Annotated in this window: 11 protein-coding genes and 1 pseudogene; 4 read left to right on the top strand and 8 right to left on the bottom strand. The window is 61.0% G+C overall.

Annotated elements, in window-relative coordinates; all coding sequences use genetic code 11:
- Positions 1-319 (bottom strand): annotated as a pseudogene (locus QCE58_RS15560) (hypothetical protein); the annotation flags it as partial.
- A 7-nt stretch (positions 320-326) separates the two neighbouring features.
- Here QCE58_RS15560 and QCE58_RS15555 point away from each other — a divergent pair.
- The gene (locus QCE58_RS15555) at positions 327-1223 is read left to right on the top strand and encodes a LysR family transcriptional regulator (protein ID WP_250441561.1); all 897 of its coding nucleotides are present in this window, start codon (positions 327-329) and stop codon (positions 1221-1223) included.
- Between the two features lie 112 nt (positions 1224-1335).
- Positions 1336-2085, top strand: a complete 750-nt coding sequence (locus tag QCE58_RS15550; protein ID WP_250437462.1) for a carbonic anhydrase family protein — start codon at positions 1336-1338, stop codon at positions 2083-2085.
- Here the strand turns inward: QCE58_RS15550 and QCE58_RS15545 are convergent.
- Entirely contained in the window at positions 2082-3665 is a 1584-nt protein-coding gene (locus QCE58_RS15545) for a sodium:alanine symporter family protein (protein WP_175981901.1), read from the bottom strand. The two genes, QCE58_RS15550 and QCE58_RS15545, sit on opposite strands and share 4 nt — an antisense overlap.
- 265 nt (positions 3666-3930) lie before the next feature.
- Between QCE58_RS15545 and QCE58_RS15540 the strand changes: the two genes are divergently transcribed.
- Positions 3931-4419, top strand: a complete 489-nt coding sequence (locus tag QCE58_RS15540; RefSeq protein ID WP_250522377.1) for a DUF2165 family protein — start codon at positions 3931-3933, stop codon at positions 4417-4419.
- A gap of 7 nt (positions 4420-4426) precedes the next feature.
- On the opposite strand, the gene QCE58_RS15535 is transcribed toward QCE58_RS15540, so the two are convergent.
- From QCE58_RS15535 to QCE58_RS15510, 6 genes are all read right to left on the bottom strand, one after another.
- Entirely contained in the window at positions 4427-5374 is a 948-nt protein-coding gene (locus QCE58_RS15535) for a TauD/TfdA family dioxygenase (protein WP_175981903.1), read from the bottom strand.
- A gap of 38 nt (positions 5375-5412) precedes the next feature.
- Positions 5413-6429, bottom strand: coding sequence for an ABC transporter substrate-binding protein (locus QCE58_RS15530; protein ID WP_250522362.1), 1017 nt, complete (start codon positions 6427-6429; stop codon positions 5413-5415).
- Positions 6430-6598: 169 nt separating this feature from the next.
- Positions 6599-8794, bottom strand: a complete 2196-nt coding sequence (locus QCE58_RS15525) for a TonB-dependent siderophore receptor (protein WP_239295451.1) — start codon at positions 8792-8794, stop codon at positions 6599-6601.
- 228 nt (positions 8795-9022) lie between these two features.
- On the bottom strand, positions 9023-9406 hold the full coding sequence (locus QCE58_RS15520) for a DUF1801 domain-containing protein (RefSeq protein WP_250522363.1): 384 nt from the start codon (positions 9404-9406) through the stop codon (positions 9023-9025).
- Positions 9407-9437: 31 nt separating this feature from the next.
- A complete protein-coding gene (locus tag QCE58_RS15515) occupies positions 9438-9977 on the bottom strand; it encodes a DUF4142 domain-containing protein (protein ID WP_175981911.1) in 540 nt (179 codons plus the stop codon).
- Positions 9974-10318, bottom strand: coding sequence for a hypothetical protein (locus QCE58_RS15510; protein WP_162483417.1), 345 nt, complete (start codon positions 10316-10318; stop codon positions 9974-9976). Before QCE58_RS15510 ends, QCE58_RS15515 begins: the two co-directional genes overlap by 4 nt.
- On the opposite strand from QCE58_RS15510, the gene QCE58_RS15505 reads away from it, so the two are divergent.
- A complete protein-coding gene (locus QCE58_RS15505) occupies positions 10215-11930 on the top strand; it encodes an ATP-binding protein (protein WP_409014124.1) in 1716 nt (571 codons plus the stop codon). The two genes, QCE58_RS15510 and QCE58_RS15505, sit on opposite strands and share 104 nt — an antisense overlap.
- The last annotated feature ends 2 nt before the right edge of the window (positions 11931-11932 follow it).

Raw genomic sequence — 11932 nt, 5'->3', positions numbered from 1 at the left:
TCACGCGATGCAGGATCGATACCTTGCCCGCCAGCGGCAAGCGATACTTCGCGATCTGACCGATCCCGATGTTCCGGTATTCCGGCCTTGGTTTTTTTAATGCTTCAGCCACATTAGACCCCTTCCCAAACTGATTGACGATTCGCGCGCCGTCGACGATCGACACGGGCGCGACCCGCCCTGCCGATTCGCTTTGACGAGCAACCGGCAACGTATTCGGGGATAGTTCTAGCCCGCGCACTGCGCGATAGCGGTATTTTGTCGCGCGATTGATATACTGTCCAATATCTATCTCGTCTTTCTGAAATAGCTTTTTCATATATCGCATGGAATTGCGACATCTCCGCTACTTTCTGGCCGTCGCCGAGGAACGCAATGTGACGCGCGCGGCCGAGCGGCTCGGCATCGGACAGCCGCCGCTCAGTCAGCAGATTCACGCGCTCGAAGACGAACTCGGCGTGCGGCTCTTTCGCCGCACGGGGCACGGCGTCGTGCTGACGGAAGCCGGCGAGGCGTTCGCCGCCGACGCGAAGCGTCTCGTCGACGACGCGCGTCTCGCCGTCGAGAAAGCGCAGAGCGCGGGGCGCGGCGAGATCGGGCAGCTCAATATCGGCTTCACGGGATCGGCGGCGTTCAATCCGGTCGTGTCGAAGCTCATACGGTCGTATCGGCAGGCTTATCCGAACGTCATGCTGACGCTGACCGAAGGCAATACCGCGCAACTGCTCGCGCATCTCGACGCCGGCCGCGTCGATGTCGCGTTCGTCCGTCTCGGCAGCCAGTCGCCCGCGGGCGTGCAGATCAATCACATCGCGATCGAGCCGATGAAAATCGTGCTGCCCGCCACGCACAAGCTCGCGAAAAAGCGCAAGGTGCCGTTGGCGACGCTGGCGGAGGATCCTTTCGTGATGCTTCCGCGCGAGGCAAGTCCGACATTGCACGACGTCATCATCGGTGCGTGCCGTGAAGCGGGATTCGAGCCGGTCGCCGGCCAGCAGGCGCCGCAGCTATCATCGGTCGTCAATCTGGTCGCGGCGGAATTCGGCGTGTCGCTGGTGCCGGCGTCGGTGTGCCAGATTCAGGTCGATGGCGTCGCCTACACCGATGCGCTCGGCAGCGCGATCACGATTCGTCTGGCGCTTGCATCGCGCATCGATGCGACAACCGCCAAGACCGCCAACTTTCTCGATATCGCGCGGCAGATCGTTACGTCATCGACCTGACATTGTCATCAGAACAAGCGTGCATTGCATTCGACGATTTTTCGTCCAACACTTCATGTCGCAAGAAGAGCGTTGAAGAAGGCCGATTCCCGTCAGGTCGAGGAGCAAGGTCATGCGCGAAGATCTGAAGCATCCGCTGCAATGCACGCCCGCGTGCCGCCGGAGCTTTCTCAAATCAGTTGCGTCTGCAACTATCGCCGGGCTCGCGGTTCCGCCGCTCCTCATGACATCCGCTCACGCCGACGCGTTGACGCACGCGCAGCGCGACGCGATGTCGCCCGAGCAGATTCTCGATGCGATGAAGCGCGGCAACGAGCGTTTCCGCAGAGGCGAACGCAAGGCGCGCAACTACCTTGCCGAACAAAAGACGAGCGCAAAGGGACAATATCCCGCGGCCGTGCTGCTCAGTTGCATCGATTCGCGAGCGCCCGCCGAGGTAATCATGGATCTGGGCATCGGCGATATCTTCAACTGCCGCGTCGCGGGGAACATCGAAAACGACGACATTCTCGGCAGCATGGAATTCGCGTGCAAGCTGATGGGCGCGAAAGTCGTGCTGGTGATGGGACATACGTCTTGCGGCGCGATCAAAGGCGCGATCGCCAATGCCGAACTAGGTCATCTCACGGCGTTGCTCGCGCGCATCAAACCCGCCGTGGAAGCCACGAAGTACGACGGCGAGCGCACGGCGACCAATTACACGTTCGTCGACATGGTGGCGCGCAAGAACGTCGAGTCGACCATCGCGCAGATTCGCCAGGAAAGCGCCGTGCTGAGCGACATGGAGAAGCAGCACGCCATCAAGATAGCCGGCGCGATGTACAACCTCGGCACCGGCGCGGTGGACTTCTTCGGCTCTTAACTTTCGACGCGCTCGCGAAGTTCTTCCGTTTGCCTGACGACACCGCGCTTCGCGGACCAATACTCGGTTCGCACGCCGATGTCCTCCGACACGAACGGTCCGCCGCGCGTCGAGCGGTAGTGCGCGAGCGCCTTGTACACGAGACGTTGCCCGATCAGCAGAATCGGCACGTTGAGCAGCACCATCACGATGTTCATCAGATCGGAAAGCGCCCACAGGTTAGGCAATTCGAGTCCCGCAAGCACGGTGAGCGCGCCGAACGGCACGAACACGAGCGAGCCGACGACGCGAATGCCGATGATGAAACCTCTGCTTCGTGAAATGAAGTTGGCCGAGATTTCGGCGAACGAAATCATGCCGAGCAACGTCGTGAACGCAAAGAGGCCGTAGCACACGCACATCACGATCTTGACGACATGCGCGACCGAAACCGGCACGAGCGTTTCGACCGATGCGAGATAGACCGTGATCTTCGATGCCCTGACCGACTCCCACGCCTGACCGTCCACCGTGCCGGTCCATACGTGCGCCATCACGACGATGAAGCCGGTCATCGTGCAGATGACCATCGTGTCGAAGAACACGCCGAGGCTCTGCACGAAGCCCTGTTCGCAAGGGTGATCGTTGTCGGCGATCGCCGCGGCCATCGTGATGGTGCCCTGCCCCGCTTCGTTCGACATCAGCCCGCGCTTGACGCCTTGAGCGAGCGCCGTGCCGATCGCGCCGCCGAAGAGCGCATGCGGCGCGAATGCACCGACGATCACCTCATGAAAGAAGTAGGGAATCAGCGGCAGATTGATGACGATGATGACGAGCGACATCAGACAAAAGAGCGTCGCCTTGATCGGCACGAGCACATCGGTATAAGCGGTCACGCGGCGAATGCCGCCCATGATGATGAACGAGCACGCTGCGATGAGCACCGCCGCGATGACGTAATACACCGTCGACTGACGCCCGAGATGCGTGCCGGTCACCGTATCGGCGATGGTGCCGATCGCGGTGAACACGTTGAACGTTTGCGGCGGCACATTGAAAAGCGCATAGACGATGAATACGAGCGACAGCAACGTGCCGACGAAGCGCTTGTCGCCGAGAATGCGCCGCCCATAGAACGGCAAGCCGCCGACGAACTCGTCGTGCTTTTTCTCCTTGAAGAGCTGCGCGAGCGTCGATTCCATGAACGCGGTCGCCATGCCGAAGAACGCGGCCACCCACATCCAGAACAACGCGCCCGGTCCGCCGACGGAAATCGCGCCCGTAATGCCGACGATATTGCCGGGCCCGGCACGCATCGCGAGCCCGAGCATGAACGACGCAAGCGCGCTGACGCCGGTTTTCGACGACTGCCTGCGCAGCATCATGCGAACGATCTTGCCGACGTTCATCGTCTGGATGAAGCGCGTGCGGATCGTGAAGTGAATGCCCACGCCGACAAGCAAAAGGATCGCGAACGAAAACTGCCCGAGCACGGGGATTTGTGAATAAGCCTTGAAATTCGTGGGGAAATCCCACAAGAAATCCGAGACGGGCGCAATGCAGGCAAACAATGCATTCACGGATTGGAAGAGACTTTCCACGCTTGGGCGTTCCTTTCTTGCTTCGGCCTGTCTGAGACAGGGGTTCGGGATGTTGATAAACGAGTCGTCGCGCGTGCCGCAATGGACGCGCAAACGTGTGCGAGGCCGCGATTATACGGGTCGGCGTCGTACATTCATCCGACGATCGTTTCGTGCAGAAAGGCGCTGGCACAACGAGACAGTTAGTTGCAGCGAGAAATCAAGCTCAGCTCATTCTTCTCTTGCACAATCACGTTCCCAACGCTGCTGGAGAATGAAGATGAAGATGACCGAACGCCTCGCGAAACTTCTCGTCGTGGCTTCGATGGCCCTGCTCGCGTCGCTCGTCAGCTTTGGCAATCTGACGGACTACGGCAGCAACCTGCAGTTCGTCGAGCACGTCATGCGAATGGACACGACGTTTCCCGGCAACGCGAACATGTATCGCGCGATCACGTCGCCGGTGCTTCAGCATCTCGGCTATGACGCGATCATTTTTCTCGAAACGCTCACCGCGCTTCTTTGCTGGACAGGCGTCATCGCGATGGCCCGCGCACTGCGCCAGGAGAGCGCGGCCTTCGCGCGAGCCAAACGCTGGGCGATCGCGGGCCTCACGCTCGGCTATCTCACCTGGCAAGTCTGCTTCATGTCGATCGGCGGCGAATGGTTCGGCATGTGGCAATCGCAGCAATGGAACGGCACCGAAAGCGCGTTTCGCTTCCTCATCACGTTTCTTCTGATATTGATCTTCGTGACGCGTAGCGAATCAGGTTGAACGCCGATCAGTTCAACGCGACCGCAGCCGCCGCGCCAACGGGCGTGCCTTCGATCGCCACCGACTTCTGCCCGTCCGGCCCCACGGGCACATCGCCGACGAGCGTCGTGCGATACAACTGGCGATCGAAGTCGAGATCGAAGATATCCGTCGGCGCGAGATGCGCGGTCGTGCGGTTGTCCCAGAACGCGATGCTGCCCGGCTCCCACTTGAATCTCACCGTGAATTCCGGCCGCGTCACATGCTCCCATAGCAGTTCGAGCAACACCTGACTTTCGCGCGGCGCGAGCCCCGCGATGTGCTTGAGAAAGCCCGGACTGACATACAGCGCGCGTTCGCCGGTCTCCGGATGCACGCGCACCAACGGATGCTCGGCGACGAGCGTGTGATCCGTCACGGCCTTCGTGAACGCATCGGTGCCGCTTGCGCCTTGCGGCGGCGCGAAACGATGCACGCCGCGCAGACCATCGACGAACGCGCGCAGCGGCGCAGACAGCTTCTCGTATGCGATCACGAGATTGGTCCATTGCGTATCGCCGCCATAGGGCGGAATCGTGACGCCGCGCAGGATCGATGCGAACGGCGGATTCACCGCGGCAGTCACATCCGTATGCCAGCCCGTCCACGGACGCAGCACCGATTGCCCTTCGAAGCGCGTGGCCTTGCGAAACTTCGAAATCGAGTAAATCTCCGGATGCCCGTCGACGTGGCCGAACACCGGATGCCCCACCGTGAGCTCGCCGAAGTGCGCCGAGAACGCGATGTGTTGTTCGTGACTCAGGAACTGCTCGCGGAAGAAGACCACGCGCCATTTGAGCAACGCGGCGCGAATTGCTTCGACCTGTGCGGAAGACAAGGGACGCGTAAGGTCGACGCCGCCGATCTCCGCGCCGATATGCGCCGACAGCGGGCTGACAGTCACTTCCGTTTCATTCCCGATGGCCACTGCATTCATTTCGGATTCCTTTGGATGATGGATAAATGAAAGACGTGTCAACTGCCTTGCGCGCTCGAATCGTCAGCGAAGAAATAGTCGCGCCATGATTTCGGCTCGTGACGAATCACGCCGACCTTATGCAGGAATGTGCCCAGTTGCAGCGTGTTTTGCGGCGTCGTCGCGAAGCTCGCTTCCTTGTCGCTGAGAATGCGCTCGACGAACGCAGGCGAGAGCTTCGACCCGTCCTGACGAATATAGATGGCCGCCGCTTCAGCCTTGTCCTTCTCGACGAGCTTCGCCGCATCGTCGAGCGCCGCGCGCACGGCGGCGTAGGTCTTCGGATTGTCCTTGCGCCATTTGTCGGAAGTCACGACAACACTGCCCGTCGACGGTCCGCCGAGGATTTCGGTGGAACTCGTGACCTTGTGGATCTTCGGATCTTCGAGTTCCTGATACTGATAGGGCGCGTTGGAGAAATGCAGATTGACGACCGAGTTGCCCGATAACATCGCGGTCGTCGCATCGGCGTGCGGCATGTTGACTTCGAAACGGTCGAGCCGCGCATACTCGGCATCGCCGAACGCCCTGGCCGACGCCATTTGCAGCAGACGTCCCTGCTGCGACACTGCGACGGACACCACCGCGATGCGATCCTTCTCGCCGATATCCCTGATGCTGCGAATGCGCGGATCGTTCGTCACGAGATACACCGGCACCGCGCTTTGCGCCGCAATGGCCCGAAAATCCTGATGCCCGCGCGTGCGATCCCAGATCGTCATCAACGGCCCGATGCCGATAGTCGCGATATCCGCCGCGCCCGAGAGCAGCGCTTCGTTCACGGCCGCGCCGCCGGAAAGCGTGTTCCACTGCACGTCGATATCGAGGCCCGCGCGCGCGCCGGCCTTCTCGATGAGCTTCTGGTCCTTCGCGACCTTGAGCAGCAACGAGCCGATGCCATATTGATCGACGATCTTCACCTTGCCTTCGGCGTGCGCGCGATGCATCGGTAAAGCACATGCCGCCATCAACGCGAGCATGGCGAAGAGGCGATGCAATGAAGTCGTCGGGATCATGCGGGGATATCGTGGATGAGCGGCGAGCGATCAATGTACTAGCCGCTTCCTCACACGCGAACGAAGAAATCCCGATACGGATAGCTTCGTTCGCGATAAGCGCCAGGGCGGCGCTCACGACGATTCGATGCACTGCGCCGTTCGAAAGACGCAGTGCGGTGCAACATGCTTACCAGTGATAGTTCATGCCGGCGAACACCTGACGTCCGTAACCGAACGCACACCAGCTGCCGTAGTAACACGACGCGACGTATTCCTTGTTGAAAAGGTTCTGCGCGTTCACATACAGCTCGACGCCCTTGAACTGCGGCATGGCGCGGCCGAGATCGTAGTTCAGCGTGGCATCGACGAGGAAGAAGCTCGACACCTTGAAGCTGTTGTCGCTGCTATACGTCGTGCCGGTGTAGCGTCCGCCCGCGCCCATCGAGAGACCGGCGAGCGGTCCGCGATTGACCGTGTAATACGCCCACAACGAAGCCTGATTCTGCGGAATCGCGGGCAGGAACTTGCCTTCGAGACCGCTGTTGTCCTTCGTGTACTTCGTGCTGAGATACGTGTAGCTCGCCGTGACGTTCAACGAATCCGTGAGGCTCGCCTTCGCTTCGAGTTCGACGCCGAGCGAGCGCGCTTCGCCGACCGCCGACTGGAAGTTCGGGTTGTCCGCATTGACCGTCAGCAGATTCTTGCGCGTCAGGTCGAACAGCGCGGCCGAGAAGAACGCGTTGTAGCCCTTCGGCTGGAACTTCACGCCGACTTCATACTGACGTCCCTTCTCCGGCGAGAACTGCTGACCGTTGATGTCCGTGCCCGCTTGCGGCGTGAACGATTCGGTGTAGCTGACATACGGCGCGATGCCGTTATCGAACACATACGTGAGGCCCGCGCGCCCCGTGAACGCGCGATCGAACTGATGCGACACGACGCCGTACGTCGTGTTGTTCGAATCGCTGCTCGCCCAGTCCTCGCGTCCGCCGAGCGTGAGAATCACGTTGCCCCAGCGCGCCTGATCCTGCGCATACACGCCGTATTGCGTGCCGCTCAGGATCTGGTGATAGCGGTCCGGCGGCGTGATCGCCTGGTTGTAGTTCGGCGCGAACATGTCGAGCGACGGCGCGGTGCCGAAGCCCGCATCGAAGTTGCTCGCATAGTGCTGGTAATCGAAGCCGAACAGCAGCGTATGGTCGATCGGGCCGGTCGAGACGTTGCCTTCGAGCTGATTGTCGAGCTGAATCGTGTTCAGGTTGTCCTTCGACGCAGCCGTGCCGCGATCGAGCGTGCGCAAGTCGTCTTCGAGCGCGCTCGCATAGACGCTCTTGTAGTCCTGCGCGAGATGCAGCAGACGTCCGTTCGAGCGGAACGACCACGCGTTGTTGAGCTTGCGGTCGAACTTGTAGCCGATCGATTCCTGCACGCGATTGAAGCTCTCGAAGTTGTGATCGCCGTCGTAGAAGTCGCTCGGCAGCTTGCCGTTCGGGTTGTAGAGCACCGTGCCTTGCGGCGGCACGCTGCCGTAGGACGTGCTGTCCGGATCGTGCTGATAGAGGCCGTACAGCGTGAGCGAAGTCTTGTTGTCCGGACGCCACGTGAACGACGGCGCGATCGCGATGCGCTTGTTGTACGTCGATTGCACTTGCCCGTCTTCCGAACGCGCGATGCCGGTGATGCGGTACAGATAGCGATCGTCGCCCGCGATCGGCCCGGAGAAATCGAACTTGGCCGACTTGTGCGCGTAGTTGCCGAACTCGATGCCCACTTCATGCAGCGGCACGACCGTCGGCATCTTGCTTTCCTGATCCAGCAGGCCGCCCGCCGCCGCCTGACCGTACAACACCGAGACCGGGCCCTTCAGCACTTCGACGCGCTCCATCAAATACGGATCGATCTGCGGCACCGCGTACCAGCCGTTGTCGAGCAGCTTGAGACCGTTCCAGTACTTGTCGGCGTCGAAGCCGCGCACTTTGAGCATGTCGTAACGCGTCGCGATGCCGCCGCGCGTTTCGGGCGTCACACCCGACACATAGCGCACGGCCGCATTGAGCGTCTGCGCGTTCTGCTGATCCATCTGCTCGCGCGTGACGACCGAGACGGACTGCGGCGTCTCGAGGAGCGACGTGCCCGTCTTGAGCGCCGTCGATTCTTTCGCGACGTAGCCTTTCGTCGGACCATACGGTTCATCGACGTTCTGCGCCGTGACCTTCACCGCGGGCAGCGTGCTTTCGGCCGGCGCGTTCGACGCCGCAGCCGCCGATGCACCCGACGGCGCATCCGCGGACTGTGCGTGGGCGAGCGGCGCTGCCGCGAACAGCAGCAAGGCGGCCAGTTTCAAAGGCCGCATCGCGACCGGGCTCGTCGTTCCTGTCTTCATGCTCATTTCTTTTGGAGGTCCATTGCGTGTGAATGCGAATCGTTATTATTTGCGTCCGCATTGTGACAAGATGTTTTGTCTTTGTAAAGAATCGATTCGAAATCTTTAGTCCAAAAACGACACTCTCGATCTGCCCGAGCCGCGCCAGGCACGCATGGCCTGGACTGGATTCGTTAATGCGGATGCGGTCGACCTCGCCGCCTTCATCGGCGCATGGACGCGCGCAGCTCAACGAGCCGCTTTCTTCTTCGCTTTCGTCTGATTCAACGAGATCGCCGCACGCACGAGATTCTTAAGCGCGTGTGCATCGATCTTGTCGCCTTCGAAAAAATCGATTGCACGCCGCGCGTTGCCTTCGAGGCTCGCGTTGAAGAGCTTGTCGGGGTCCGGCAGGCTCGCCCCGTGCGCGAAGGTGAGCTTCACTTTGTCCTTGTGCGCGTTGCCCACCGCGATCATGCCGTCGCGATACCAGACCGGGCTGCCCATGTACTTCCACTCCTCGACGATCCCTTCGTCCGCTGCGAGGATGATCTTGCGCACATTGGCGAAGGTCTCGCCGCGCCAATCCGCGATGCCCGCGATCAGTTCGTCGATACATTCCGATGCATTCATGCATTTCTCCTGTTTTTGTTCGTGAGCGACATCAGCGGACGAGGCCCGGACTGCCTATGGTGATTTGCAGCCTTTGCGCCTGATCGAGATGAAAGATGAATGAAGGACGCGAGCGGATCAGCAAGGTTCGCGCGTCCGCGCTGCGCGCCGTGCGGATATAGCCTTCGACGGTACGCACCAGCTTCTGCAACGAGACGACCTCGTGTTCGAGATACGCTTCGTCGAAATCGTAGGTGCTGGTTTCATCGAGCTCGGCGATCTCGCTGTTGCTTTGCTTCGTCAATGCGTCGCTCGTCGCGCTGCGTTGCGGCTCCGTGCCGAAGCGCTGCGTCAGCGTCATGATCTCCTGATTGACCTGCGCGTGTTCCGACACGATCCGTTTCGCGTAGACCTGCAGGCTGTTGGAGCGCGTCTTGCGCAACGCGAGATTGGCCGCCGCGATTTCGGCCTGATTCGCGACGAAGACGACGCCGAGCATCTGTTCATCCGTAAGCGAAGGCTCTTGCGCGTACACACGAGCCGTCCAAAAGAGCAACACGAGCAACGCCGCGACGATGCGCTTGCCGTTCATGCGCGCCTCCCGATCATGTCGACGGCGATGACTTTACCTTGAAACATGTGCTTCACCTGTCCGAAACGGTGGCCTTTCGTGTTCGATATGCGAGCCTTCAGGTCGCCCACTCCTCGCAAAGCAGCGTCCAGTATGGAGTGCAGGCCGATGCGTGGACTAAGATGTAGCCTTTGATCCAAACCAAGCTCCTGCCGCTTTTTACGAAGACGGCGGCACATCAACTTTCCCTTCAACTCTATGAACGCCGAAACGGTTTGGCCCGAGCAATCCTTCGACTGTGAAGGCTGGCGCGGCGAGATGGCTTCGCGCATCGCCAGCTTCGACTGGTCGGACACGGCCATGGGCCCGATCGGTCGATGGTCGAAGAGTCTGCGGGCAGCCGTGCAACTTCTGCTTGCTTCGCCTGTGCCGCTCGTCATGCTCTGGGGCCGGCGCGGCACGATGATCTACAACGACGCCTATGCGGGCTTCGCCGGTGGACGTCATCCGTTTCTGCTCGGCAAGCCTGTCGAAGACGGCTGGCCCGAGATCGCCGCGTTCAATCGCAATGTCGTGGACACCTGTTTGTCCGGCGCAACGCTGTCCTACGCCGACAAGCGTCTCACGCTGCATCGCAATGGCCGGCCCGAAGACGTGTGGATGGATCTGCACTACAGTCCTGTCGCAGAAGACGACGGTCATCCGGCAGGCGTGATTGCCGTCGTCGTCGAAACGACTCGCAAGGTGCTTGCCGAAGACAAGCTGCTCAAGCTCATGCAGACGCTGGAAGAACGCGTCGCGGAAGCGGTCACGGCGCGCGTCGAGGCCGAGGAGCGGTTTCGTCAGGTGCAGAAGCTGGAAGCCATCGGCAATCTGACGGGCGGCGTCGCGCACGACTTCAACAACGTCTTGCAGATCATCTCCGCGAACCTGCAGTTGATCGAACTCGCGACGCGCGACAAACCCGATCTCACACGCAGGCTGCGCGTGATGAGCGAAGCCGTCGCGCGCGGCGGCAAGCTCGCCTCGCAGATGCTCGCCTTCGCGCGACGTCAGCCGCTCAATCCCGCCGTCGTCGATCCGGCGAAGCTCGTCGCGGACATGTGCGAGTTCCTGCAACGCGCGCTGCCCGAATCGATCAAGCTGAAGACCACGGTATCGTGCGATGCCTGGAATCTCTTCGTCGATCGCCATCAACTGGAAAACGCGCTGCTCAATCTCGTCATCAATTCGCGGGACGCGATTCATGAAGGCGGCAACATTCAGCTCGAAGTCTCGAACGCGACCCTCGGCGATCAGATGACGACCGGTCTCGCGTTGCCCGCGGGCGATTACGTGAAGCTGGTTGTTACCGACGACGGCGATGGCATGCCCGACAGCGTAAAAGCACGCATGTTCGAGCCTTTCTATTCGACGAAAGCCGAAGGCCAAGGCACCGGCCTCGGCCTGAGCATGGTGTTCGGCTTCGTGTCGCAAAGCGCGGGCTGCGTGGATGTCGAAACGCAGGTGGGCGAAGGCACATCCGTCGCGTTGTACTTCCCACGCTGCACGCAAGTCGAATCGACGAATGCGCACGGCGCGCGCCCGCGTGCATCGAGCGGCGGCGAAGTGGTGCTCGTCGTCGAGGACGATGCCGACGTGCGCCTCGCGACCATCGACATGGTTGCGCAGCTCGGCTACAAGGTGCTGTCGGCGCCGAGCGCGGAATCGGCCCTTGCCGTCCTGCAGAAGCATGGCCACGTCGATCTTCTTTTCAGCGATGTCGTGATGCCCGGCACGCTGCGCGCGAACGAGCTCGCGAAGATCGCGAGCGCGCCGCCGTATAACGCGACCGTGGTGTTCGCATCGGGCTATACGCGCGACATCATCTTTCACGAAGGGCGGCTCGACAAAGGCGTCGTGCTGCTGAAAAAGCCCTTCACGTTCGATGACCTCGCACGCACGATCCGCCATGCGCTCGATGCGCGGCGCTGAAC

The sequence above is a fragment of the Caballeronia sp. LZ028 genome, from assembly GCF_031451415.1.
GTDB classification, from domain to species: Bacteria; Pseudomonadota; Gammaproteobacteria; order Burkholderiales; family Burkholderiaceae; genus Caballeronia; species Caballeronia zhejiangensis.
The sequence above is the reverse complement of the archived record's forward strand: the minus strand, read 5'-3'. Positions and strand labels throughout refer to the sequence as shown.

Excerpts from the sequence above, each read along its gene's own strand:
- QCE58_RS15555 (WP_250441561.1), top strand. The coding sequence starts at position 327 with ATGGAATTGCGACATCTCCGCTACTTTCTGGCCGTCGCCGAGGAACGC.
- QCE58_RS15550 (WP_250437462.1), top strand. The coding sequence starts at position 1,336 with ATGCGCGAAGATCTGAAGCATCCGCTGCAATGCACGCCCGCGTGCCGC.
- QCE58_RS15540 (WP_250522377.1), top strand. The coding sequence starts at position 3,931 with ATGACCGAACGCCTCGCGAAACTTCTCGTCGTGGCTTCGATGGCCCTG.
- QCE58_RS15535 (WP_175981903.1), bottom strand. The coding sequence starts at position 5,374 with ATGAATGCAGTGGCCATCGGGAATGAAACGGAAGTGACTGTCAGCCCG.
- QCE58_RS15530 (WP_250522362.1), bottom strand. The coding sequence starts at position 6,429 with ATGATCCCGACGACTTCATTGCATCGCCTCTTCGCCATGCTCGCGTTG.
- QCE58_RS15525 (WP_239295451.1), bottom strand. The coding sequence starts at position 8,794 with ATGAAGACAGGAACGACGAGCCCGGTCGCGATGCGGCCTTTGAAACTG.
- QCE58_RS15520 (WP_250522363.1), bottom strand. The coding sequence starts at position 9,406 with ATGAATGCATCGGAATGTATCGACGAACTGATCGCGGGCATCGCGGAT.
- QCE58_RS15515 (WP_175981911.1), bottom strand. The coding sequence starts at position 9,977 with ATGAACGGCAAGCGCATCGTCGCGGCGTTGCTCGTGTTGCTCTTTTGG.
- QCE58_RS15505 (WP_409014124.1), top strand. The coding sequence starts at position 10,215 with ATGAACGCCGAAACGGTTTGGCCCGAGCAATCCTTCGACTGTGAAGGC.
- QCE58_RS15510 (WP_162483417.1), bottom strand. The coding sequence starts at position 10,318 with ATGGCCGTGTCCGACCAGTCGAAGCTGGCGATGCGCGAAGCCATCTCG.